The following is a 24,866-nucleotide window of genomic DNA, read 5'->3' as shown; positions in this document are numbered from 1 at the left end:
ACGCTCAGTGAAGGGATGGGGTGGAGGGCGAGCCGATCGCGTCTACCCAGCGCAGGATCGCGGCGACCGTCTCGAACAGCTCTTCCGGGATCGGCTGGTTCAGCGTGACCTTGTACAGCGCGCGCGCGACGGGCGGGTTGCCGATGATCGGCACGCCGGCGTCGCGCGCCGCACGCCGCAGCGAGGCCGCGTCGGCATCCATGCCTTTCGCGATCACGACCGGCAGCGGGTGTTCGTCCGGCGCATAGCGCACCGCGACCGCGAAGTGGGTCGGATTGACGACCAGCACGTTGGCCAGGCCCACGCGCGGCTTCGGCGGCGCGCTCGCCAGCTCGCGCGCGAGGCGGCGGCGCTCGCCCTTGAGTTCGGGGCTGCCTTCCTGCTCCTTGTGCTCGCGCTTCACCTCGTCCTTGCTCATCTTCATCTTCTTGATGAACAGGAAGCGCTGCAGCTTGATGTCGACGGCGCCGACCAGCAGGAAGATGCCGACCGAGATCGCGCCGAGCTTCGCCAGCATGTCCCAGAACATCAGCGACAGCCCGCCGAGCGGCTGGTAGATCGACCCGACCACGAGCGGGAACAGCCACTTGATCGACTGCCACATCACCCAGCCGAGGATGATCGCCTTCACGACCATCTTCGCGCAGTCGATCAGGCTCTTCGCGGAAAAGATCCGCTTGATGCCGCTCGCCGGATTCACCGTCTGCAGGTTCGGCGTGACCGGCTTGGTCGCGATGCGGAAGCCGGCCTGCGCGACGGAGCCGGCCGTCGATGCCAGCGCGGCCGCGAACACGCACGGCACGATCAGCTTCAGCGTGGTGCCGCCGAGCCGGAACAGGTCGGCGTGCATGCGCTCCAGCGTGCGCTCCTGCGCGACGAACGTCAGCGGGATCGACACGAGCTCGTGCAGCCCGTCGCGAAACAGCGGCACCGTCGCAACCAGCGCGATCAGCGCACCGGCCATCGACAGCGCGTCGGAGAAGTCGGTGCTGCGCGATACCTCGCCGTCCTTGCGCGCGTCCTCGAGTTTCTTGTCGGTGGGCTGTTCGGTCTTTTCGTCGCTCATGGATAGGCCCGCGGCACATCTCGGCCGGATCGGATCAAAAGGGGCGCGCATTCGCGCCGCTGCGACGACCTTAGCGCCCGCCGCGCGCGGCAGGCGGGCGCGATGCGAAGCGGCGCGGCGCATGCCGAAGCGAGCGGCCGGCCGGGGCTGCCCGCCGGGCGCGCTTCGCCTCGTGCGCGCTGGCTTCGCATGCGCGGCGGCGGGGCCGGGCGGAATTGCTATGTTGGCAGGCGTCGGCATGCATCCGACGGCGCGCCGCCCGCTGCACGACCGGCCGGCCCGTTTCCCTCTCTTCGCAGGAGTGCGTTGCCATGACCGTAGACACGCCCGAGTACCTGAACTGCAGCCCCGAATTCATCGGCGGGCTGATCGAGACCGTCTCCGTGGCGCTGCTGGACAATTTTCCGAACACGCACGTCGACCTGTTCGACATCGAGCAGGTGATCGACGCGTTGCGGCTGCTGCGCCCGCGCGTGGTCGAGATCGATGCGCTCGACGGCCTCCTTCGCATGGCGAAGGGGCAGTGGCAGGAAGCGAACCAGGTGCTGCTGCGGGTGATCGAGATGCGCCCCAAGTTCGGCTATGCGAAGGCGCTGCTCGCGTTCTCGCTGTCGTCGATGGGCGATCCGTCGTGGCGGCAGATCGCGACCGAGGCGCTCGCGGACGACCCGGACAACAAGGACACGCGCGCGCTGGTGCGGGCGCTCGAAGTGAAGGACGAGGTCGATCGCGCGATCCGCGAGCATCGTCCGGGCCAGCCGTTCGTCGCGCCGGCGTCGCTCGACGAAGCCGGCGCCAGCGCCGACGAGCCGCAGCACGACCCCGCACCGGCGGTCGAGATGTTCCACGGCGGCGCATTCCTGCGCGCGTAATCGGGAGGCACCGACATGTCCATCGATCCCGTCAGCCAGCTCGCGCCGGCCGCCCTCGACGCAACCGCGGCGACGCCCGCGACCGCCGCCCCCGCGACGACCGAACTGGGCGACAAGTTCACGGCGCTGATGGCGCGCGCGCCGATGGCGCCGCCCGAGCACGCGGGCAGCCATCTGTCGTCGTCGGTGTCGAAAGCCATCGAGGCGCAGGACGTGCAGTTCCGGCACACGATCGAGGATGTCGGCAAGCTGACGGCCGACCTGCCGGGCATGTCGATGACGGAGATGACCCACCGCACCATCCAGATGATGTACGAGATGACCAGCATGCAGATGAACATGCAGGTCAAGATGAGCCTGGCGGAATCGTCGAAGTCGTCGGTGCAGACGCTGATGAAGAATCAATGAGTCCCGTGGTCCGCCGGCGTGCGGAGCGGAACGTCGCGAACGGCAGTGCCCGAAGGGCGGGTGGCAACGTCATGAAGTCGAATCGTCGCGTGGCGCGCATTGCAGTCGTCGCGCTTTGCATCGCGCTGCTCGGCGGATGCAAGAAGGAGCTGTACGGCAGTCTCACCGAGCAGGACGCGAACGAGATGCTGGTCGCGCTGCTGGAGCAGGGCGTGTCCGCGAGCAAGACCAGCCCCGACGGCGGCAAGAACTGGACGCTCGACGTCGACGACGCGCAGGTCGTGCGTGCGATGGAGGTCCTGCGTTCGCGCGGGCTGCCGCACAGCAAGTTCAATGACCTCGGCGAGCTGTTCAAGAAGGACGGCCTCGTGTCGACGCCGACCGAGGAGCGCGTGCGCTTCGTGTACGGGATCTCGCAGGAACTGTCGTCGACGCTGTCGAAGATCGACGGCGTGCTGGTCGCGCGCGTGCAGATCGTGCTGCCGAACAACGACCCGCTCGCGCAGGAGATCAAGCCGTCGTCCGCCGCCGTGTTCATCAAGTACCGGCCGGACGCGGACATCAACACGCTGATTCCGCAGATCAAGACGCTCGTGATGCACAGCGTCGAAGGGCTGACCTACGACCACGTGAGCGTTACGACGGTCGCCGCCGATCCGGTCGAACTGTCGAAAACCCCGCCGCCCGCGTCGAACCCGTGGTGGATGGTCGTGCTCGGCGCCGCGCTCGCGGCGCTCCTCGCGGGTGCCGGCTTTGCGGCGTACCGGTTCGGCTTGACGCGCGGCGCGAACAGCGGCGCGCCGTCGCTGCAGGGCTGGCTCGACGCATTCGCCGGGCGGTTCCGGCCGGCCCGCAAGGAGCCGTAGGCGATGGCGGGACTCGCAGCGCCCGCCGGGCTCGATGCCGGCGTGCCGGCCGTGCGCGTCGCGACGGCGCTCGACCGCTATCGCGACAACGTCGATGGCGTCGCCGACTGGGTCCATCCGTCCTGGATCGCCGCCGCGCTCGGCGTGCCCGAAGCACGGCTGCAGGACTGGCGGCCGCTGCTCTCCGGTGCGCCGGCCGGCGCCGCCGTGCGGTGCTCGCGCGCACTGGTGCGCGCGCTGGGCGTGACGCCGCCGGCGATCGCCGACCTGTCGCAGGGCGGTTTCGCCCGCGTCGACGCGGCCGTCGCGCCGCAGCCGAACGCGTGCCTGCTGGACGTCGCGCCCGCGCCGCTGACGCTGCGGATCTGGCGGATGCGCGCGCTGCTGCTGCGCCGCGGCGAGGTGCGGCGGCTGATCGACCGGCATGCGCAACGGCGGCTCGCCGACTGGACGGGGCTCGACGTGGACGTGCTGATGAGCGGCCCGAACACCGACAGCGCGAACGACGCAGCCCGTCTCGCCGCCGTCGCGATGCCGCCGCTCGCGTCGCTCGGTGCGCAGGCGCTCGCGATCGAAGGGATGCTGCTGGTGCTGCGCGACCTGAAAGGCGCGGCCGGACTGCCGTTTCCGCTGTCGCGGCTCGCGTTGCCGCGCCTGATCGACGTGCCTGCATGGCTCAACGCGTTGCCGACGCAGCACGACGAAGCGGGCACGGCGCGGCTGTTTCGTCGTCTGCCTGAATTGCTTCGGGAGTGGGCATGGTTATTTGGCTGAACAGCAGCCGGCTGACGGCCGGCACCGACGATGGCGGCGAGGGCGCGCCGGCGGTACGGTTCGGCGTGCACGGCGACGTGGTCCGGCGCGAGACGTTCGGCCATCTGTTGTCGATCGCCGAAGCCTATGCGCAGCTCGACGCGGACCGCGCGCGGGTGCTTGAGGAAGCACAGGCCGAGGCCGCCGCGATCGTCGCGGAGGGCGAGGAACAGGCCGAACTGCTGCTCGACGCGGCGCGCGACACCTACGAATCGGCCGAACAGCGCGGCTACCGCGAGGGCTCGAACCGCGCGCTGTCGGAATGGATGGAGCGGCTCGCCGACGCGACCGATGCGCAGAGCCGCCTGCAGGTCCGCATGCGCGAACGGCTGGCGGACATCATCGCGTCGGCGGTCGAGAGCATCGTGCGGAGCATGGATCGCGAAGCGCTGTTCGAGCGCGCGCTGTCGACCGTCGACCGGATCATCGACAACTCCACCTACCTGCGCGTCGCGGTGAATCCGCAGGACTACGACGCGGCACGCGCCGCATTCGACCAGCTCGCGGCGAAATGGCGCGAGCTCGGCCGGCCGATTCCGGTATCGATCGTGGCCGACCGGCAGCTCGAGCCGGGCGCGTGTGTCTGCGAGACCGATTTCGGCTCGGTCGATGCGAGCCTGAACACCCAGTTACGGGCCATGCGCAGCGCCGTCGCCCGTGCGCTGAAGCGCTCGATCCATCTCGACCAGGCCGGCACGGATGATGACGAAGCGGCAAGCGGCGATGCCGCGACGGCCGAGGTGTCGGGATGAAGGACGGCTGGTTCGACCGGACGCTCGGCTTCGAGCGCCTGACCGACGAGATCGAGCGCGAGATCCTCGCGCGGCCGGGCGTGCTGCGCACCGGCAAGGTGATCGAGGTGATCGGCACGCTCGTCAAGGTCGGCGGCCTCGACGTGTCGCTGGGCGAGCTGTGCGAGCTGCGCACGCCGGCAGGCGCGCTGCTCCAGCATGCGGAAGTAATCGGCTTCACGCGCGACTGCGCGCTGCTGTCGCCGTTCTCGCGGCTCACGGACATCTCGCGCTCGACCCAGGTCGTCGGCCTCGGCCGGTCGCTCGCCGTCAAGGTCGGCGACATGCTGCTCGGGCGCGTGATCGACAGTCTCGGCAATCCCGTCGACGGCGGTCCCGACATCGAATCCGACACGCTGCAGCCGGTGTTCGCGTCGCCGCCCGAGCCGATGAGCCGGCGCATGATCGAGACCCCGATGGCAACCGGCGTGCGCGTCGTCGACGGAATGATGACGCTCGCGGAAGGGCAGCGAATGGGCATCTTCGCGCCGGCGGGCGTCGGCAAGAGCACGCTGCTCGGCATGTTCGCGCGCGGCACCGACTGCGACATCAACGTGATCGCGCTGATCGGCGAACGCGGCCGCGAGGTGCGCGAATTCGTCGAGCTGATTCTCGGGCCGGCCGGCATGGCGCGCTCGGTCGTCGTCTGCGCGACGTCCGACCGTTCGTCGATGGAGCGTGCGAAGGCGGCCTACGTGGCGACGGCGATCGCCGAATACTTCCGCGATCGCGGGCTGCGCGTGCTGCTGATGATGGATTCGCTCACGCGCTTCGCGCGCGCCGGGCGCGAAATCGGGCTGGCCGCCGGCGAGCCGCCGGCGCGGCGCGGTTTCCCGCCATCCATCTTCGCGGAACTGCCGCGCCTGCTGGAGCGCGCCGGGATGGGCGCGACGGGCTCGATCACGGCGCTCTACACGGTGCTCGCCGAAGACGAGAGCGGCAGCGATCCGATCGCGGAGGAAGTGCGCGGGATTCTCGACGGGCACATGATCCTGTCGCGCGACATCGCCGCGCGCAACCAGTATCCGGCCATCGACGTGCTGGGCAGCCTGTCGCGCGTGATGTCGCAGGTGATGCCCGCGCCGTACGTCGACGCGGCCGCGCGGGTGCGCGCGTTGATGGCGAAGTACCGCGAGATCGAGATGCTGCTGCAGATCGGCGAATACAAGCCGGGGGCGAATGCGCTCGCCGACGAGGCGATCGCACGGCACGACGCGATCAAGGCGTTCCTGTCGCAACGCACCGACGAAATCGTCGCGCTGGCCGACACGGAGGCGCGGCTGCATGCGCTGACCGCTGGCTGATGGCCGACGTCAACCGCCATCGCATCGCCGCGCTCGCGCACGCGAACGCGCGCCGCACGCGCGAGATCGACACCTGGCGCGGCGAACTCGCCGCGCGCCACGACGAACGTGCGGGATTGCTCGCTCGCCGCGCGGCGAAGGTCGAGCAGATCGACGGTGAAACCCGGGTGATCGACGGCTACCAGGCGCGCGTCGCGCAGATGACGGGCGGCAGTGAAGGCTTTTCGATCGACGCGTTCAACCAGTGCGTGCGGTACATCGGCGTCGTGACCGATCGCAGGCGCGCGATGGTCGCGGAACTGTCGCAGCTCGACGGCCTGATCGACGGCGTCGAAAGCGAGATCGCAAGGATCCAGCGCGACATCGCACGCAATACGCAGCGGATCGACCAGTGCAGCGAACGGATCGCGGCCATCCGCCGGGCGCTCGATCTCGCGCGCGAGGACGCGCAGGACGAAGAAAACGAGGAAATCGCCACGTCCCGGTTCATCCGGGCGCGTGCCGCCCAGGGATGACACCGGATGATCCAGACGCTCGAACCGCTCGTCGGCCTGCATGGCCTCTTCATCGGCTACCTGACGGTCACCGGCGTGTGCTCGCTGCGGCTGTTCGTGCTGATGTTCGTGTTTCCGCCGACCGCGGACGGCGTGATCCAGGGCACGGTGCGCAACGCGATCGCGATCGTGTTCAGCGCGTACGTCGCGATGGGCCAGCCGATCGCGTTCATCGAATCGCTGCACGGCCTGTTCCTCGCCGAAGTGATGCTGCGCGAGGCAGCCATCGGGCTGGTGCTCGGCTATGCGGCGTCGACCGTGTTCTGGGTCGCGGAAAGCGTGGGCGTCTACATCGACGACCTGACCGGGCACAACAACATCCAGATCACCAATCCGGCCAGCCAGGAGCAGAGCACGCCGGTGGGCACGTTGCTGCAGCAGGTCGCGATCATGGCGTTCTGGGCACTCGGCGGGATGACGTTCCTGCTCGGCACGCTCTACGAATCGTACGGCTGGTGGCCGGTCGCGAAAGGCGCGCCGATCGCCGGCGACATCGTGGAATCGTTCGTGCTCCGGCAGACGGATACGCTGATGCAGTCGATCGCGAAGCTCGCCGCGCCGCTGCTGTTCATCCTGGTGCTGGTCGACGTCGCGTTCGGCTTCGTGTCGAAGTCGGCGTCGAAGCTGGATATTTCCAGCCTGAGCCAGCCGGTGAAGGCCGCGGTCGCGATCGCGATGCTGGCGATCTTCATCGGCTTGTTCGTCGACCAGGTGCATGGCCAACTGGCCCTGAATTCGCTCGAGGCGCAGTGGAATGGAATTTTCTCAAATCATGGGAACGCAGATAAACATTAGTTTACTAATTCATTTCAAACTCAATCTTTCTCAAAACCACGCGAAAGATTAGATTAATTGAGTTTCTTCATATTTCATTCCGCTACGCTGTTCTCCAAGGCGGCCTGACAAGCCGGCACGCACTGGAGTCAGCTATGTTCTCGACACTTTATTTCCCGCTTGCCGCGTATCTGGGAACCCCGGATTTCGCCAATGGGCGGGAACGTTTTGGCACCATGCTGTTCAACGGCGACATCGGCGTCGCCCGCCAGTTGGCCAGCCGCTGGGCGGACGAGGCCGATGCGCCGCGCAATCCGCCCCACGCGCTGCAACTGCACGCCGACATGCAATTGCTGACCGGCGGCGACGTGGAAGCCGAGGAGGCCTATCGCACCGCCCAGCGGCTCAGCCATGCGTCGCGGCAGGCGATGCGCGCCGAGTCCTGCCGCAACACCGCGTGGCAGGCATTCTTCCGCTACCGGCTCAACACCGCGCTGGCCTGCTTCGGCCGCGCCGCCGACGAGGACGACATCCCGATCGATCGCGTGCTCGAAGTCCGCGTCGGCATCGTCTGCGTGCTCCATGAACTGGGGCGCGTCAGCGAAGCGCTCGGCGAACTCGACGAACTGCGCGAACTGGCCCGCGAGGCGCCGGAATCGACCCTGCCGGCATGGCACGAGCTGCTCGCGGCGCTGAAGCTCGACATCGCGATGCAGTGCGCGCTGCGCTCGTCGGCGTCGCTGCAGGATCACGTCTACTGGCAGTCCGGCTCGATGCACGGCCGCGCCGCGCGGGCGTCGCTGCACGAGTACCTCGACAGCGCCCAAAGCAGGATCGATCTCGCGAGCGTGCATCTTCCCGTGCTGCGCGCCCGCGTCGACTACCTGTGTCAGTTGCGCAGCGCGACCGGTGCCGACCGGAATGCGGTCGACGGGTTGCTCAAGCATGTGAACTGGGCGCGCGACCACAACCTGCGCGACTATCAGCGGACGCTGCGGCTCGAGATCGCGCTCGCGATGCTCGCGTGCGATGCGGCGCAGGTCGCCGACATGATCCTCGAGCCGCTGTACGGCGCCGCGCAGTCCGGCGTGGCCGGCCACCGGCAGATCGAATACCTGTACTGCGTGGCCAAGACCCGCCAGGCGCAAGGGCGGCTGAAGGAGGCACAGCAGTTCTACAGCCGCTATGCGCTGACCTCGATGGAGTGCCTGCGCGAAGCGCTGTCGGCCCGCGTGCCGTTCCTCGAACGCAAGATCCGCGAGACGTCGCAGCTCGACGACATCGGCGCGCGCCTGCCGGCCCGCTATCGGCGTGCGTACAGCTTCCTGCTCGAGAACCTCGAGCACGCCGACCTGTCCGTGCGCGACATCGCCGCAGAAGTCGGCGTGACCGAACGCGCGCTGCAAAGCGCGTTCAAGAAATTCCTGAACATGTCGCCGACCGAGCTGATCCGCCGGCAGCGGATGGAGCGGATCCGCGCCGAGCTCGTGGACGGCTCGGCGTCCGACGGCGGCGTGCTGGCCACCGCGAGCCGCTGGGGCGTGCAGAACCGCTCGACGCTGATCAACGGCTATCGAAAGCAGTTCGACGAAGCGCCATCGCACACGCTCGAACGATAACGAACCGATTTTTCCCTCCGTAACGGGTGTGCGACAGCGATGAGATCGAAGGCGATATTTTGCGCGGCGTGGGCCGTGTGGGTAATCGGCATGGGCGCGACGGCGGCCGCGCACGCGGATGCGGTGCGCTGGCGCAGCAGCGTCGCCCACGTGACGGCCGAAGGCAAGGACCTGAAGGACGTATTGCGCGACCTGCTCGCGAGCCAGGGCGTGACGGCATCGATCGCCGACAACGTCCAGGGCACCGTGACCGGCCGCTTCGACATGCCGCCGCAACGGATCCTCGACACGCTCGCCGCGACGTTCGGCTTCGTGTGGTTCTACGACGGCAGCGTCATGTCGATCAGTAATGCGAACGACGTCACGCGGCAGATCGTCCGGCTCGACAATGCATCGATCAACGATCTCAACACCACGCTGCGCGGCATGCGGCTCGACGACAAGCGCTATCCGCTGACCTACGACAGCAGCGCGCGCACCGTGATCATCAGCGGCCCGCCGCAATACGTGCAGATGGTGGCCGGCGTCGCCAAGCATCTCGACGAGAACATGCAGCGCTCGAACGGCACGGTGGTGCGCGCGTTCAAACTGAGCAGCGCGTGGGCGGCCGACCACAAGGTGCAGCTCGACGGCAAGAACGTGGTCGTGCCCGGCGTCGCGACGGTCGTGTCGAATCTCTATCATTCGAAGCAGTCCGGCGCGGGCGGCGGCAGTGCCGTGCCGGCGATCGGCGGCCTGGAGCGGCTCTCGCCGATGACCGATGCGAGCGGCGGCACCACGGGCGGCTCGCCGGTGCCGCCGCTGCCGCCGGGCATGGTGGGCGGCGACACGTCGCGCAGCCTGGTGAGCGGCCTGCTCGGCGGCGGCAGCCAGTCCGGTGGCGCGAAGAACGGCGCGGTCATGGATGCGTCGCAGGGCGGGGCGGGAAGCGCGATGGCGGCCGACCCGGGGCCGGGCGACCGGAGCCTGCCGGTGGTGGAAGCCGATCCGACCACCAACTCGGTGCTGATCCGCGACACGCCGCAACGCATCGGTCTCTATGCGCCGCTGATCGAGAAGCTCGACGCGCGCCCGAACCTGATCGAGATCGAGGCGCACATCATCGAGATCGACGACGACCTGCTGCGGCAGATTGGCGTGGACTGGCGCGCGCACAACAGCCACGTCGACCTGCAGACCGGCTCGGGCACGATGCAGCAGAACGGCTACAACGGCAACATCAACCCGAATTTCGGCGTGACGACGCTGGCCGACGGCACCACGTCCGTCGCGGCCACGCCCGTCGGCGGCGCGATCACCGCGGTGCTCGGCAATGCCGGGCGCTACCTGCTCGCGCGGATCACCGCGCTGGAATCGACGTCGGAGGCGAAGATCGATTCGAGCCCGAAGGTCGCGACGCTCGACAACGTCGAGGCCGTGATGGACAACAAGACGCGCTTCTTCGTGCGCGTGCAGGGCTATACGTCCGGCGACCTGTATTCGGTGTCGACCGGCACCTCGCTGCGCGTGCTGCCGATGGTCGTGCAGGACAACGGCGCGACGCGGATCAAGCTCGACGTGCACATCGAGGACGGCCAGCTCACGGGCGACCTCGTCGATACGCTGCCGGTGATCACGAGCAGCGAGATCAACACGCAGGCGTTCGTCGGCGAAGGCGAGAGCCTGCTGATCGCCGGCTACAGCACCGACAAGGATTCGAACGGCGTCGCGCGGGTGCCGTGGCTGTCGCGGATTCCGCTGGTCGGCGCGCTGTTCCGGAATACCGATCGATCGCACAAGCACATGGAACGCGTGTTCCTGCTGACGCCGCGGATCATTCACTTCTGACCGCCGCCCGGCGAGGCGTGCGCCGTTGCGGCGCTCGCCGCGCGTCGTCAGGCCTTCGTGGCGTCCGACATCACGATATTGACCGTCTTGCTCGGATCGCCCGCGAGGCCCATCGCGGCTGCGTCGTCGGTCGAGTACATGTACGGGCGGATCGCGTCGCCGTCGCCGGCCGTGCGCCCGTCGGACAGCGTCACTGTCATGTTCTCGTCGTTGCCGGCGAAATCCTTGTTGCCGTCGACCTTGCTGACGTCCGGATTGCCGGCACCGGACGCCTGACCATTGTCGGCCCCGCCGTCTTCGTACAGCACCTCGTTCGGATGCGTATTGCCGCTCGCGTCGGACGGCGAGATCCGCACGCCGATGTCGTGCGAACCGCCGACGAACGTACCGGTCTGGCCCGGCGCGAGCGTGAGGGTCGCCTTGTTCTGGCCTTGCACCGAGTACGTGAACGACTCGGGCCGGTTCGTGTTGTTGGTGACGTTGAAGGTCTTGTCGCTGCCCGTACCGGTGTTGACGGTTTGCGTCGACGCCGGGTCGATGCCTTCTATCGCGCCGGCCCGCGCCACGCCGCCGGCGTTGGTCGACAGTTTTGCCGGCGCTCCGGAAGTTGGCCCGCCGGCCGGCTGGGTCTGGTCGTTTCGGGTGCGCTGAGTGTTCTGCGTGTTCGGCTCGATCGGCGCATTCTGGCCGTTCGGCGGCGACGTCTGCGGCAACGCCTCGTAGTTGGCCAGCGGCGGGGCGGACCGGCCCGTGCCGCCCATCGCCGGCGACGATGACGAATCGTCGCCGTTCTGCCCCGACAACAGGCTCTTGAGCGCCGCCATCAGTTCCTGGATGATCTGCGCGACCTGTTGCGAACCGGGGTTGTCCGCCGATCCGGCATCGGGTGCGGAATCGGCCGCGGAAATCGGGGCGTTGCCCTGGAGGGTGATGGTGATCATGGTCGCTGTTCTCCGCGGGGAGTGGACAGGGTAGGTGCGCGTGGCGCGCTTGCGCCGGCCGGCACCGTTGGCCATTCGACTGTATGCCTCGGTGCAGCGTGCGTGCGGCACGACACGAAACGCCGGCGCACGGTGCGAAGTGCCGCCACGATACGGGGAAAACGTTCGGCCACGACTTCGCATCGATGGCGCCGACTACGCGCCGCGCCTCGTTCCGATTCGCAAACCTGTCGCCTGCTTCGCACCGGCCGCGCGGGCCGCCCGTCACGCGGCCTATAGTCCGTCGAAGTGGCCCGTCAAGCGATTCCCGGAAGGAGGCAGTCATGTCCTTGTCAGTGAGTGTGAATTCCACCGGGTCGACGAATTTCGACCCTTCGCAGGATTCCGGTTCGAACCAGGCGCAGATCACGCAGGTGCTGGCGCAGCTCGAGCAGATCCTGCAGGCGGTGTTCGCCGCGCTCAAGCAAGCGTCGGCCGCCGACGGAACGCAGCCTGCCGGCGGGGGAAGCGCGGGAGGAATGCCGTCGATACGGCTCGCGAGCGACGACTGCAGCGGAAGCGGCGGCAACGGCACACCGCTTTCGTTCTCGCTGAACGGGCCGCAGTCGAACAACGCGCCTCCGGCCAACAATGCACCGCCGGCGAATGCCGGCGCGCCGCAACCGCAAGGCGGCCAGAGCGACGGGCAGCCGCACGGCCAGAACGCGTCGACGCTGCCCGCGAACACCGGCGGCAGCGCGGCGAACGCGATCGCGGACGACCTGCGCAGCCGCTACGGGCTGAACGACACGCAGATCGCGGGCGTGCTCGGCAACCTGCAGCAGGAAAGCGGGCTGAAGCCGAACGTCAACCAGGGCGGCGCCGAAGGCGCGCCGTCGGGCAACTTCGCGGACGACAACGCGAACGGCTGGGGCCTCGCGCAATGGGGCGGTGCACGCAAGCAGGGCGAGATCGCGTATGCGCATGAGCACAACCTCGATCCGGGCAGCCTCGACGCGAACATCGGCTACATGAACCAGGAACTCGACGGCCCGTACAGCAAGACGATCTCCGACCTGAAGAGCACGACGAACGTGTCGCAGGCCGCGCAGGTATGGGACACCGACTACGAGCAGGCGACCGATCCGCAGATGGACAACCGGCTCCAGTACGCGCAGAACTTCCTGAACGAAGGTCTCTGAGCCGTCTTCGCGGTTCGGCGCGGCGGCACGGGGTGGCGGTGGTCCGTTTGTCCGCCGGCCTCGACTTGCTCCATAGCGCACCTCCAGCGGCGGCACACCAGCCGCGATCGTGACCGGCCAGCCTGCGATGTGACGCCTGACTGCACATAGGCGCCGCACGGACATCATCCGCATCCCCTGACAGAGCGGCGGCATCCAGCCGCACCGCGAGAGGTGCGCGGCACGCGCCCGTTCAACAACGACGAGACGAATGCACGTCGCAGCGCGACCACGCGGCAACGCGACAGGGCATCGCCCGGCACACCGCCACCATATGCCTTTCGCTACGGCGAAAGCGCGCCCTCACACGACCTCACTCGAGCTTGTTCCCGCCGTGCCGGTATCGCTCACGACAAACAGCAGGCAAGGCCGAGCAAACCCTCAGCTCAACATTATAGAAATAATGTCAAATCATCGGATTTGAATGATTGGATATTTAACGGTTTACGTTATATTATTTACGAAATTCCCGACGAACCCCTCCATGTCCGATCTCGCCGCCGACGAACCCCGCCTGACCGCCGAAATCGAGCGCCTCAAGGCCGACTTCCCGAAAACCCGCGAGCTGTACCGCGAAGCCTGCGCGCTGCTGTTCTTCCGCTTCGGCATCACGCCTACGGCCAACCGCCTGTACCAGCTCGTCCGCAAGGGCAGCATGAGCACGCCGACGGCCGTCCTCGGCGAGTTCTGGGCCGAGCTGCGCGAGAAGAGCCGCGTGCGCATCGAACATCCCGACCTGCCGGCCGATCTGCAGGCGGCGGCCGGCGAACTGGTCGCCGCGCTGTGGAACCGGTCGAGCACCGACGCAGCAGCCGCGCTCGACGCGTTGCGTGCGGAAGTCGAAGCCGAACGGGTCGCGGCGAAAGCGGAAGTCGCGACGCTGCAGGCCGAGCTGGCCCGCACCGAAACGGCACTGGAGCAACGCACGGCCGCACTGCTGGCCGCGCAGGTGCGCATCCAGGAACTGGAGCAGGCGAGGGCGGCCGACGAAGCATCTCGACACGCGCTGCAAGCGGATATCGAACGCCTGAAGGCCGACAACGCGGAAGGCGACCGCGCACTCGCGCAGGCACGCGCGGATTTCACGACCCAGCTCGACCGCTTGCGCGACGACGCGGGCCGCGCCGAGGAACGCTTGCGTGCGTCGGAAAAGCGGGCGCTTCACGAGATCGATCGCGAGCGGCTCGCGGCCGCGCGATTGCAAAAGGAGCTCGACGCGACCGCATCGCGCACGGAACAACGCGATGCGCAACACCGGAAGGACATCGCCGACCTGCAGGCGCAACTCGGCGACGCGCTGCATCGATGCGGCGTGCTTCAGGGGCAGCTCGACGGCGCACTGGCGACCGATGCGGCACGCGGCAGGGAACTCGATGCATTGAGGCGCGAGATGGCCATACTCGCCCGCCGGGCGCCGCTGCGCGGCGTCAAGACGGCGCCGGCCGCGCAGCGGGAAGCACGCACGGCCCGCACGAGAAAGCGCGCCGGCGAAGCGCCGCGCTGACGATGCAACCGCAAACGTGCGCCGACCGAAGTCGACGCACGCCGAAGGCGTCGGGCGGCAGGCAAACGCACCCGATCCCGCGCACCTGAGCGCCGGCCCGCCCGATTCAGCTCAACTCGTCACATACTTCGACGGCAGCGGCGGCGCATCGGCCGGAATCGTCACGAGCGACGTATTCAGCCAGCCCTGCGGCGTGCCGTTCGACTGCGCATAGGCGCCGACGTACGGCATCATCCGCGTCGTCTGGTAGACCTGCGGCGTCCAGCCGGCCGGTGCGAGGAAGATCGACGTCGCACGCTTCTCGCTGTACGCCGATGCCCCGTACGTCGAGATGTTCCACAGCGTCTGCTGATACGTCGCGTAGTCGGCGTTGTGACGCGAGCCGCCGGCCTGCCATCCCTCGAGCTGAATGAACGTGTTGTACGTGCCGGCGCCCGCGAGCAGGTTGTTCACCGTGCGCCCGTACAGGAACGACAGGATCAGCCCGCAGTTCACCGGCGCGAAATCGCTGCCGACGCTCAGGTAGTAGTGGCCCGTCGTGTTCAGGACCGACGCGTAGTGCGAGTTGCCGATATCCGTCGATGTCGTCAGCCCGCTGGCGCCCATGAAGCTGTCGAACGCCTGCATCGTGACGCCCGCGGGCAGGTCGCTCGCCGCGCTGATCGCGACGAGGTGCGAGCCGGCCGCCATCAGCGTCAGGAACGCGGACAACGTCGCCGCCACCCAGTTGCCTTGCGCGTCGACGAACGGAAACGCACGATAGCCGGTCAGCGCGAAGACCGCCGGGTCCGTGCCGGCCTGCCATGCGATCTGCGGCACCCACATCGTCAGCGGGCCGGCGTTCGATGCGCTCGACACGTATTGCTTCAGCGCATCGATCAGCTGCGCATCGGCCGCGGGCAGCACCGTATACGACGCGCCGTCCTGCCAGCGCCGCACCCATTGCGCGACGAAGCCCGCAAGCTGGCCGCCAGTGAAATCGGCGGGCGGCACATAACCGAGCGACCCGGTGCCCTGGTACGCGGACTGGATGGCCGCGGCCGTGCGCACGTTGCTGCCGAACATGCTGTTCGCGAAATCCTGGCAGTTATTGGACGGCGGCGTCGCGAGCTGCGCGAGCGGGACGACCCATGCGCCGTTCGCGGTCGCGACACCGCGATACAGGTTGATGTTCGCGACCGAGTCGTGACCGGGAAAGGTCGCGGCGTCGGCGCCCGACACGCAGCCGGCCGACGGCGTGACGCTGACGGTGGTCGGCTGCGAGCCGAACGGATGCGTGTACGCAATCGCGAACGACGCGTCGCCGCCGGCAAGGCCGAACGATCCCGTGCAATCGCCCCAGCTGTTCGATGCGCCGACGGCCGTCGATTGTCCGGTCGCAATCGACGCTTGCGAAGCCTGCGGCGTCGAGCCGCTCTGGCTCGCTGCGTTGCCGAACGCGAGCGTCGTCGACGGAATCGCATTGGTGACGTTGATCGTGATCGAGCGATCGGCGATGCCGTAGCTGCGCGCGGCGGTATTCGCGGCGCCGGTCGCGGCCAACGACGACGCGGAGGTCGGATTGCCGTCGCCGCCGCAGGCGGCCAGCGTGCCGACGAGCGGCGACAGGGTCAGCGCGGCGCCGCGCTGGATGAAGCGCCGGCGGTTCGGCGCGGGCGGACGGGCGGGTTTCGAGGCGGTCATGGGGCGTTCCTGGTCACGGGTTCGAGAGGAGGCAACGACGGTCCGGCGCATTGCACACGTGTGCAATGTCGGCCGCGTTTTCGCAATTGCCGGCACATGCGCCGCGCGTATTTAAGCGGGAGATCGATGAAACGCCTGCGACGAAACCGAGTCGCTCGTGTGACGCCGCGCACGCGGCGGGTCAGGGAAACGCCGGCCGGGCATTGGGCACCCGGCGGGGATCGGGTAAAGTGCCGCTCAACATGCCGGTTCGACGTTGCTAGACGACCGGTCTAATCGTTGCTAACATACGCCATCATGAATGCATCTTCAGGCGCGGAAGTTCGCCAGCACATCCTGAATATCGCGAAGCCGATCATGCTCCACAAGGGGTTTTCGGCGGTCGGTCTGAACGAGATTCTCGCCGCGGCGGGCATCCCGAAGGGCTCGTTCTACCATTACTTCGGCTCGAAAGAGGCATTCGGCGAAGCGCTGCTCGAATCGTATTTCGACGGTTATCTCGCGCATCTCGACAACCTGCTCGAGCATCAGGCCGGCACCGGCGCCGAGCGCCTGATGACGTACTGGGGCAACTGGCTGCATACGCAATGCGCGGACGATCCCGAAGGCAAGTGCCTCGCGGTGAAGCTCGGCGCGGAAGTGTCGGATCTGTCGGAAGCGATGCGCGCGGTGCTTCGCCGCGGCACGAGCCGGATCATCGAGCGGCTCGCGGGCGGCATCGAGGCCGGGCTGGCCGACGGTTCGCTGCGTGCGGTCGACGATCCGTCGCACACGGCCGCGATCCTGTACGAGCTGTGGCTGGGCGCGACGCTGCTGGAAAAGATTCATCGCAACCGCCAGCCGCTCGAAAGGGCGATGGCCGAAACGCGGCGCATGCTGAACCTGCCGCAGGCCGCGCAGGGCGGTGCGCAGTCGTAAGTGGGGCGCGCTCTGGCGCGTCTTGTTTTTGCCCTGACTCTAGACGACTGGTCTACTCAAACACGCATGACGAGCGCTTCACTCCGCGTTACGCTGTCCCGATTGCTCCAACCGCACGCGTGCGGCATCGACGGCCCGAGTGCCGACGCGGCGCGGGCGCGCATCTTCTGCTGGTCCATCCCTGATCCGATCGTGCCCACGAAGCACCTTTATTCCTGTTGACGGAGGCTCACATGCCGCAAAGCAAGACCGCAAATCGCCAGATCATCCTGACTTCGCGCCCGGTCGGCGCACCGACGCCGGACAACTTCCGCGCCGAAACCAGTGACGTGCCGACGCCCGGCGCCGGCCAGGTGTTGCTGCGCACGGTCTGGCTGTCGCTCGACCCGTACATGCGCGGCCGGATGAGCGACGCGCCGTCCTATGCGCCGCCGGCCGAACTCGGCCAGCCGATGGTCGGCGGCACGGTCAGCCGCGTCGTGGCGTCGAACCTGCCGGCGTTCCGCGAAGGCGATCTCGTCGTCGCCGGGGCCGGCTGGCAGGACTATGCGCTGTCCGACGGCCGCGACCTGATTCCGCTCGGCCACGACTTCGCGCATCCGTCGTACGCGCTCGGCGTGCTCGGCATGCCGGGCTTCACCGCGTACACGGGGCTGCTGAAGATCGGCGAACCGAAGGCCGGCGAAACCGTGGTCGTCGCGGCCGCGAGCGGCGCGGTCGGCGCGGTGGTCGGCCAGATCGCGAAGCTGAAGGGCTGCCGCGTGGTCGGCGTCGCGGGCGGCGCCGACAAGTGCGCGTACGTGACCGACTCGCTCGGCTTCGACGCGTGCGTCGACCATCGCGATCCGGCATTCGCCGCGAAGCTGAAGGAAGCATGCCCGAACGGCATCGACGTCTATTTCGAAAACGTCGGCGGTGCCGTGTTCGATGCGGTGTGGCCGCTGCTGAACGACCATGCGCGCGTGCCCGTGTGCGGGATCATCGCGCACTACAACGACGCGGCGTACGACGACAAGGCGACGTCGACCGGCCGCGACCGCGTGCCGGCACTGATGGGCACGATCCTGCGCAAGCGCATCCGGATGCAGGGTTTCATCATCCTCGATCACTATGCAACGGGCTATGCGCCGTTCCTGAAGGACATGAGCGAATGGGTCGCGCAGGGCAAGGTGAAGACGCTCGAGGACGTCGTCCCCGATCTCGCCGATGCACCGGAAGCGCTGATCGGCTTGCTTGCCGGCAAGAATTTCGGCAAGGTCGTCGTGCGCGTGGGCCCGGACGAACTGGCCTGATCGCTCCGCTCGACGACATACAACCGCTGCACGCTGGCGTCGCGAAACGCCGGCTTGTGGCATGCTCGTTTCCGTTTTCAAAGGAGTGGAAAAATGGCACTTCACGTGATTGCTTCGCTGTTCCTGAAACCCGAACACGCACAGGCCGCCGAGGCCGAGCTGCGCAGCATGGTCGCCAGGACGCGCACCGAACCGGGCAACCGGCGCTACGACCTGTTCCGCGAGCAGGACGGTTCGCCGAACCTGCATCTGTACGAGATCTACGACGACCAGGCAGCGTTCGACGCGCATCTTGCGAGCCCGTATTTCGGCGAATTCCGCACGAAGTCGGCCGACTGGTTCACCGCACCGCCGGTGATCAAGGTGCTGTCGGCCATCGAAGTGGCCGAGTAACGACGCAAGCCCGCAACACCACCGCCGCGGCTCGCCCGCACCCGGGCCGCGCGGCACCCGTTGCGCACGACGCAACGGCAATGACGACAACCAGACGGCGCAGCGCCCGTCGTTCGCGCCGCTTCCCCAATACAACGGCCCCGGAGGCTGAATGATCACCCTCAACATCAACGGCGAAACCCGCCCGGTCGACGCCCCCGACGACATGCCCTTGCTCTGGGTGCTGCGCGACGTCGTCGGCCTCACCGGCACCAAGTTCGGCTGCGGGATCGCGCAATGCGGCGCGTGCACCGTGCATCTCGACGGCGTTGCCGCGCGTTCGTGCGTGCTGCCGGTCGCCGCCGTCGCGGGCCGCAAGATCACGACGATCGAGGCCGTCGGCGCGACGCCGGCCGGCCACAAGGTCCAGCAGGCGTGGCGCGAGCTCGACGTCGTCCAGTGCGGCTACTGCCAGTCGGGGCAGGTGATGGCAGCCACCGCGCTGATCGCGTCGAACCCGAACCCGAGCGACGCCGACATCGACGCGGCCATGGCCGGCAACATCTGCCGCTGCGGCACGTATCACCGGATTCGCGCGGCCGTGAAACAAGCCGCGAAGGAGGCCTGAGATGTCGCGAGGACTCATTGAAGCAGGCCGGGCTACTGCGGGCGTGTCGCGCCGGTCGTTTCTGAAACTCGGCATGTCGCTCGGCGCGGCGGCCGGCGGCGGCCTGCTGCTCGGCTTCAGCCTGCCCGCGGCGGGCGACGATACACGTCGCTCGGTGATCGGCGGCGATGCGGCCGAACCCGCGCAGCCGGGCGTGTTCGCGCCGAATGCGTTCGTGCAGATCGACCGCGCCGGCAAGGTCACGCTGGTGATGCCGAAGGTTGAGATGGGGCAGGGTGTCTATACGTCGCTGCCGATGCTGATCGCCGAGGAGCTCGAAGTGCCGCTGTCGAGCGTGACGCTCGATCATGCGCCGCCGAACGAGAAACTATTCCTCGATCCGCTGCTCGGCGGCCAGCTCACCGGCGGCTCGACGTCGATACGCTACGCGTGGGAACCGCTGCGCCGTGCAGGCGCCACGGCGCGCACGCTGCTGGTCTCGGCGGCCGCAAAACAATGGAACGTCGATCCGGCCAGTTGCCGCGCGGCCAACGGTGAGGTGCAGCATCCACCGAGCGGCCGGCGTGCGTCGTACGGCCAGTTGGCCGACGCCGCGGCGAAGCTGCCTGTACCGAAGGACGTCGTGCTGAAGAAGCCGGAAGATTTCAAGCTGATCGGCACGCCCGCGAAGCGCCTCGATTCACCGGAGAAGGTCGACGGCACCGCGCAGTTCGGGCTCGACGTGCGCCTGCCCGGCATGTTGTACGCGGTGATCGTGAACAGCCCGGTGTTCGGCGGCACGGTCGCGAGCGTCGACGACACGGCCGCGAAGAAGCTTCCCGGCGTGCGCCAGATCGTGCGCGTCGACAACGCGGTCGCGGTGATCGGCGATCACACGTGGGCCGCGAAGCGCGGCGCATCGGCGCTCGTCGTGAAGTGGAACGAAGGCGCGGGCGCGAAGGTGTCGACGAAGGATCTTTTCGCGGATCTCGCGCAGGCGGCGGCGAACGGCAAGGGCGCGGTCGCGCGCAAGGAAGGCGACGTCGGCAAGGCCTTCGCGAACGCGAAGACGCGCGTCGACGCCGTGTACGAGCAGCCGCTGCTCGCGCACGCGACGATGGAACCCGTGAACTGCACGGTGCACGTGCGCGGCGACGGCTGCGAGATCTGGGTCGGCACGCAGGTGCCGACGCGGGCGCGCGATACCGTGCAGCAACTGACGGGCCTGGCGCCGGACAAGATCGTCGTGCACAACCACCTGCTCGGCGGCGGCTTCGGCCGGCGGCTCGAAACGGACATGATCGGCCAGGCCGTGAAGGTCGGCAAGCAGGTCAACGCGCCGGTCAAGGTGATCTGGACGCGCGAGGAGGATGTTCAGCACGACATGTACCGGCCGTGCTACTACGACCGGATCTCGGCGGGGCTTGACGCGAACGGCAAGCCGGTCGCGTGGCAGCACCGGATCGTCGGCTCGTCGATCCTCGCGCGCTTCGCGCCGCCCGCGGTCAAGGACGGCGTCGATCCCGACGCGGTCGAGGTTGCGTCCGAACTGCCGTACGACCTGCCGAACCAGCTCGTCGACTACGTGCGCCAGGAGCCGCGCCACGTGCCGACCGCGTTCTGGCGCGGCGTCGGCCCGACGCGCAGCACGTTCGTCGTCGAGAGCTTCATCGACGAGCTCGCCGCGCAGACCAAGACCGACCCCGTGCAATACCGCCGCGCGCTGCTCGACAAGACGCCGCGCGCCCGCAACGTGCTCGACGTCGCGACGAAGGCGGCCGGGTGGGGCGCATCGCTGCCGAAGGGGCAAGGGCGCGGCGTCTCGGTGATGCACGCGTTCGGCAGCTTCTTCTCGATCGTCATCGACGTCGCGGTGGAAGGCGGCGAGGTGCAGGTCAAGCGCGTCGTGTGCGCGGTCGATTGCGGCATGTTCGTCAATCCGAACACGATCGAGGCGCAGGTGCAGGGCGGCATCGTCTTCGGGATCACGGGCGCGCTGTACGGCGAGATCACGATCGAGGACGGCCGCGTCGTGCAGACCAACTTCACCGATTACCGGATGATGCGGATCAACGAGGTGCCGCCGATCGAGGTCCATCTGGTGAAGAGCGGCGAGGCGCCGGGCGGGATCGGCGAGCCGGGCACGGCCGCGACCGCGGCGGCACTGGCGAACGCGATCTTCGCGGCGACCGGCACGCGGCTGCGCAAGCTGCCGGTCGGCAACCAGCTGAAGACGGCTTGACGGAGACGACGATCATGCGATACCTCACGCTGAACACGCTCCGCGCGTCGCTGCTTGCCTTGTCCGCGCTGCTGGCCGGCCCGGCCGCGCACGCCGCCGAGGCGGCGCCGGCCGACAGCGCGCTCGTCGCGCGCGGCGCCTATCTCGCGAAAGCCGGCGATTGCGTCGCGTGCCACACCGCGCCGCGCGGCACGCCGTTCGCGGGCGGCCTGAAGATGGTCACGCCGATGGGCGCGATCTACACGACCAACATCACACCCGACCCGGAAACCGGCATCGGCGGCTATACCGAAGCCGAGTTCGCCGGCGCGCTGCGCAAGGGCGTCGCGAAGGACGGTCACAACCTGTATCCGGCGATGCCGTATCCGTCGTACGCGAAGCTGAAGGACGACGACGTGAAGGCGCTGTACGCGTACTTCATGCACGGCGTCGAACCGGTGAAGCAGGCGAACCGGCCGTCCGACATCCCGTGGCCGCTCAACATGCGCTGGCCGCTCGCGTTGTGGAACATGGTGTTCCTCGACACGACGCCTTATGCCGACAAAACGGACAAGGATGCGATGTGGAACCGCGGCGCCTATCTCGTGCAGGGGCTCGGGCACTGCGGGTCGTGCCACACGCCGCGCGGCGTCGGCTTCCAGGAGAAGGCGCTCGACGAAGGCGGCGCGGCGTTCCTGTCGGGCGCGCCGATCGACAACTGGTTCGCGTCGAACCTGACCGGCGAGCACAACACGGGGCTCGGCCGCTGGAACGAGGCCGACGTCGCGCAGTTCCTGAAGACCGGCGCGAACCGGCACGCGACTGCCTTCGGCTCGATGGTGAGCGTGATCAACCACAGCACGCAGGCAATGACCGACGACGATCTGGCGGCGATGTCCCGCTACCTGAAATCGTTGCCGGCCGCAGGCGGCACGGGCGCGCCGCCGTACAGCTATGATCCGAAGCCGACGCAGGTGGCGCTGGGCCGGCCGGCAGCCGATCCGGGCGCGAAGGTGTATAACGCTTACTGCCTGCATTGCCACGGTGCGGACGGGCGCGGCTATGCGCCGCTGCTCGCGCCGCTCGCCGGCAATCCGAACGTGCTCGAAGCCGATGCATCGTCGCTGATCAACGTGACGCTGAACGGCAGCGACACGCTCGTGATCGGCGGTGTGCCGTCCGCGTATCCGATGCCGGCGTTCTCGAACCAGCTGAACGACCAGCAGATCGCCGACGTGCTGACGTTCATGCGCGCCGGCTGGAACAACGGCGCACCGGCCGTGCAGGCGGCAGACGTCGCGAAACTCCGCAAGGCGACGGCTGCCGCGCACTGAGCGCGGCACGCTGCGCAACGATGGCGGGCCGCCGTGCCTGCCGTCGGCGCCACCGGGTGCGTGCCTGCCCCGGCGGCCTCGCTCTTTCTGTCAACCGGCGCGCGGCCGTTCGCGGCAGCGCGCGTTTTATCGACGCAATGTAGGGGTGTCTGGATGGCTAACGTGACTTATACGGATACGCAACTGCTGATCGACGGCGAGTGGGTCGACGCCGCGAGCGGCAAGACGATCGACGTCGTGAACCCGGCGACCGGCAAGCCGATCGGCAAGGTGGCCCATGCGGGCATCGCCGATCTCGACCGGGCGCTCGCCGCCGCGCAGCGCGGCTTCGAAGCGTGGCGCAAGGTGCCCGCGCACGAGCGCGCGGCGACGATGCGCAAGGCGGCCGCACTGGTGCGCGAACGTGCCGACGCGATCGCGCAGCTGATGACTCAGGAGCAGGGCAAGCCGCTCACCGAGGCACGTGTGGAAGTGCTGTCGGCGGCCGATATCATCGAATGGTTCGCGGACGAAGGCCGCCGCGTGTACGGCCGCATCGTGCCGCCGCGCAACCTCGGCGCGCAGCAGACGGTCGTGAAGGAGCCGGTCGGCCCGGTCGCGGCGTTCACGCCGTGGAATTTCCCGGTCAACCAGGTCGTGCGCAAGCTGAGCGCGGCCCTCGCGACCGGCTGCTCGTTCCTCGTGAAGGCGCCGGAGGAAACCCCCGCATCGCCGGCCGCGCTGCTGCGCGCGTTCGTCGACGCAGGCGTGCCGGCCGGCGTGATCGGCCTCGTGTACGGCGATCCGGCTGAAATCTCGTCGTACCTGATCCCGCACCCGGTGATCCGCAAGGTCACGTTCACGGGTTCGACGCCGGTCGGCAAGCAGCTCGCCGCGATGGCCGGGCTGCACATGAAGCGCGCGACGATGGAGCTGGGCGGCCACGCGCCGGTGATCGTCACCGAGGATGCGGACGTCGCGCTCGCGGTGAAGGCCGCCGGCGGCGCGAAGTTCCGCAACGCGGGCCAGGTCTGCATTTCGCCGACGCGCTTCCTCGTGCACAACAGCATCCGCGACGAATTCACGCGCGCGCTGGTCAAGCATGCGGAAGGGCTGAAGGTCGGCAACGGTCTCGAGGAAGGCACGACGCTCGGCGCGCTCGCGAACCCGCGCCGCCTCACCGCGATGGCATCGGTCGTCGACAACGCACGCAAGGTCGGGGCGCGCATCGAAACCGGCGGCGAGCGGATCGGCTCGGAAGGCAACTTCTTCGCGCCGACCGTGATCGCGGACGTGCCGCTCGACGCGGACGTGTTCAACAACGAGCCGTTCGGTCCGGTCGCGGCGATTCGCGGCTTCGACAAGCTCGAGGATGCGATCGCCGAAGCGAACCGTCTGCCGTTCGGTCTGGCCGGCTACGCGTTCACGCGCTCGTTCGCGAACGTGCACCTGCTCACGCAGCGCATGGAAGTCGGGATGCTGTGGATCAACCAGCCGGCGACGCCGTGGCCGGAAATGCCGTTCGGCGGCGTGAAGGATTCGGGCTACGGGTCGGAAGGCGGGCCGGAAGCACTCGAGCCGTACCTCGTCACGAAGTCGGTCACCGTGATGGCGGTCTGACGACCAGCCGTGCATGGCGATGCCGCCGCTCCCGCGACTGTCGGGGGCGGCGGTTTTTTTAGGGGCCCGCAAGGGGTTCCGCCGCGGACGTCGAACGCATTGCGAAGCATTGACCCATCGCCTATCCTCAGATCAATACGGCTACACGATTTCGCGGACGGCAGGGGCGCCGGCAGCAGAAGAATGACAACCGCGCGCGAACTGAAAGGCTGCGCCCGTGACCGGGCGATCGGCATGCCGTCTCCATGACTTTCCGACACCCGGGCCAGGCACCGGTGCTT

General features: G+C 68.2%; 22 protein-coding genes. 19 read left to right on the top strand and 3 right to left on the bottom strand.

Annotation, left to right across the window (positions count from 1 at the left end):
- Positions 1–4: 4 nt before the first annotated feature.
- Positions 5–1,066, bottom strand: a complete 1,062-nt coding sequence (gene sctU, locus AC5LXX_RS23535) for a type III secretion system export apparatus subunit SctU (protein ID WP_493411155.1) — start codon at positions 1,064–1,066, stop codon at positions 5–7.
- A gap of 311 nt (positions 1,067–1,377) precedes the next feature.
- On the opposite strand from sctU, the gene AC5LXX_RS23530 reads away from it, so the two are divergent.
- The 10 genes from AC5LXX_RS23530 (at position 1,378) to sctC (ending at position 10,894) form a co-directional block, all read left to right on the top strand.
- Positions 1,378–1,938, top strand: a complete 561-nt coding sequence (locus AC5LXX_RS23530) for an HrpB1 family type III secretion system apparatus protein (protein WP_493411154.1) — start codon at positions 1,378–1,380, stop codon at positions 1,936–1,938.
- 15 nt (positions 1,939–1,953) lie between these two features.
- Entirely contained in the window at positions 1,954–2,346 is a 393-nt protein-coding gene (locus AC5LXX_RS23525; protein WP_124447557.1) for a type III secretion protein HrpB2, read from the top strand.
- Positions 2,347–2,417: 71 nt separating this feature from the next.
- The gene (sctJ, locus tag AC5LXX_RS23520; RefSeq protein WP_493411153.1) at positions 2,418–3,212 is read left to right on the top strand and encodes a type III secretion system inner membrane ring lipoprotein SctJ; all 795 of its coding nucleotides are present in this window, start codon (positions 2,418–2,420) and stop codon (positions 3,210–3,212) included.
- Between the two features lie 3 nt (positions 3,213–3,215).
- On the top strand, positions 3,216–3,986 hold the full coding sequence (locus AC5LXX_RS23515) for a type III secretion protein HrpB4 (RefSeq protein ID WP_493411152.1): 771 nt from the start codon (positions 3,216–3,218) through the stop codon (positions 3,984–3,986).
- On the top strand, positions 3,971–4,777 hold the full coding sequence (gene sctL / locus AC5LXX_RS23510; protein WP_493411151.1) for a type III secretion system stator protein SctL: 807 nt from the start codon (positions 3,971–3,973) through the stop codon (positions 4,775–4,777). The genes AC5LXX_RS23515 and sctL overlap by 16 nt, the downstream gene beginning before the upstream one ends.
- On the top strand, positions 4,774–6,120 hold the full coding sequence (gene sctN / locus AC5LXX_RS23505) for a type III secretion system ATPase SctN (protein ID WP_124447549.1): 1,347 nt from the start codon (positions 4,774–4,776) through the stop codon (positions 6,118–6,120). Before sctL ends, sctN begins: the two co-directional genes overlap by 4 nt.
- Entirely contained in the window at positions 6,120–6,635 is a 516-nt protein-coding gene (locus AC5LXX_RS23500; protein ID WP_493411150.1) for a hypothetical protein, read from the top strand. The genes sctN and AC5LXX_RS23500 overlap by 1 nt, the downstream gene beginning before the upstream one ends.
- 6 nt (positions 6,636–6,641) lie before the next feature.
- Complete coding sequence (gene sctT / locus AC5LXX_RS23495; protein WP_124447545.1) at positions 6,642–7,469, top strand: type III secretion system export apparatus subunit SctT; 828 nt, start codon at positions 6,642–6,644, stop codon at positions 7,467–7,469.
- Positions 7,470–7,603: 134 nt separating this feature from the next.
- On the top strand, positions 7,604–9,067 hold the full coding sequence (locus tag AC5LXX_RS23490; RefSeq protein ID WP_124447543.1) for a helix-turn-helix transcriptional regulator: 1,464 nt from the start codon (positions 7,604–7,606) through the stop codon (positions 9,065–9,067).
- Positions 9,068–9,106: 39 nt separating this feature from the next.
- Positions 9,107–10,894 carry a type III secretion system outer membrane ring subunit SctC gene (gene sctC / locus AC5LXX_RS23485; protein ID WP_493411149.1) on the top strand — a complete coding sequence of 596 codons (1,788 nt, stop codon included), beginning with the start codon at positions 9,107–9,109 and terminating at the stop codon, positions 10,892–10,894.
- Between the two features lie 47 nt (positions 10,895–10,941).
- On the opposite strand, the gene AC5LXX_RS23480 is transcribed toward sctC, so the two are convergent.
- On the bottom strand, positions 10,942–11,835 hold the full coding sequence (locus tag AC5LXX_RS23480; RefSeq protein ID WP_493411148.1) for a hypothetical protein: 894 nt from the start codon (positions 11,833–11,835) through the stop codon (positions 10,942–10,944).
- Between the two features lie 323 nt (positions 11,836–12,158).
- Between AC5LXX_RS23480 and AC5LXX_RS23475 the strand changes: the two genes are divergently transcribed.
- Together AC5LXX_RS23475 and AC5LXX_RS23470 are read left to right on the top strand one after the other, a co-directional pair.
- Positions 12,159–13,016 carry a phage tail tip lysozyme gene (locus AC5LXX_RS23475; protein WP_493411147.1) on the top strand — a complete coding sequence of 286 codons (858 nt, stop codon included), beginning with the start codon at positions 12,159–12,161 and terminating at the stop codon, positions 13,014–13,016.
- A 523-nt stretch (positions 13,017–13,539) separates the two neighbouring features.
- The gene (locus AC5LXX_RS23470) at positions 13,540–14,559 is read left to right on the top strand and encodes a DNA-binding protein (protein ID WP_493413401.1); all 1,020 of its coding nucleotides are present in this window, start codon (positions 13,540–13,542) and stop codon (positions 14,557–14,559) included.
- A gap of 111 nt (positions 14,560–14,670) precedes the next feature.
- Here the strand turns inward: AC5LXX_RS23470 and AC5LXX_RS23465 are convergent, their stop codons facing one another.
- Complete coding sequence (locus AC5LXX_RS23465) at positions 14,671–16,242, bottom strand: hypothetical protein (RefSeq protein WP_493411146.1); 1,572 nt, start codon at positions 16,240–16,242, stop codon at positions 14,671–14,673.
- 297 nt (positions 16,243–16,539) lie between these two features.
- On the opposite strand from AC5LXX_RS23465, the gene AC5LXX_RS23460 reads away from it, so the two are divergent.
- The 7 genes from AC5LXX_RS23460 to AC5LXX_RS23430 all read left to right on the top strand — a co-directional run bounded on the left by AC5LXX_RS23460 (position 16,540) and on the right by AC5LXX_RS23430 (position 24,585).
- Entirely contained in the window at positions 16,540–17,160 is a 621-nt protein-coding gene (locus AC5LXX_RS23460) for a TetR/AcrR family transcriptional regulator (RefSeq protein WP_493411145.1), read from the top strand.
- 233 nt (positions 17,161–17,393) lie between these two features.
- Entirely contained in the window at positions 17,394–18,452 is a 1,059-nt protein-coding gene (gene curA, locus AC5LXX_RS23455) for an NADPH-dependent curcumin/dihydrocurcumin reductase (protein WP_493411144.1), read from the top strand.
- A gap of 93 nt (positions 18,453–18,545) precedes the next feature.
- Positions 18,546–18,845, top strand: coding sequence for a putative quinol monooxygenase (locus AC5LXX_RS23450; RefSeq protein WP_493411143.1), 300 nt, complete (start codon positions 18,546–18,548; stop codon positions 18,843–18,845).
- A gap of 151 nt (positions 18,846–18,996) precedes the next feature.
- Complete coding sequence (locus tag AC5LXX_RS23445) at positions 18,997–19,452, top strand: (2Fe-2S)-binding protein (protein ID WP_124447527.1); 456 nt, start codon at positions 18,997–18,999, stop codon at positions 19,450–19,452.
- 1 nt (position 19,453) lies between these two features.
- On the top strand, positions 19,454–21,673 hold the full coding sequence (locus tag AC5LXX_RS23440; protein ID WP_493411142.1) for a xanthine dehydrogenase family protein molybdopterin-binding subunit: 2,220 nt from the start codon (positions 19,454–19,456) through the stop codon (positions 21,671–21,673).
- A 14-nt stretch (positions 21,674–21,687) separates the two neighbouring features.
- Positions 21,688–22,986 carry a c-type cytochrome gene (locus AC5LXX_RS23435; RefSeq protein WP_493411141.1) on the top strand — a complete coding sequence of 433 codons (1,299 nt, stop codon included), beginning with the start codon at positions 21,688–21,690 and terminating at the stop codon, positions 22,984–22,986.
- A gap of 153 nt (positions 22,987–23,139) precedes the next feature.
- On the top strand, positions 23,140–24,585 hold the full coding sequence (locus AC5LXX_RS23430; protein WP_493411140.1) for an NAD-dependent succinate-semialdehyde dehydrogenase: 1,446 nt from the start codon (positions 23,140–23,142) through the stop codon (positions 24,583–24,585).
- Positions 24,586–24,866 lie beyond the last annotated feature (281 nt).

Source organism: Burkholderia torrens (assembly GCF_984668525.1).
Note: the sequence above shows the minus strand (reverse complement) of the source record. Positions and strands in the feature narration are given on the sequence as shown.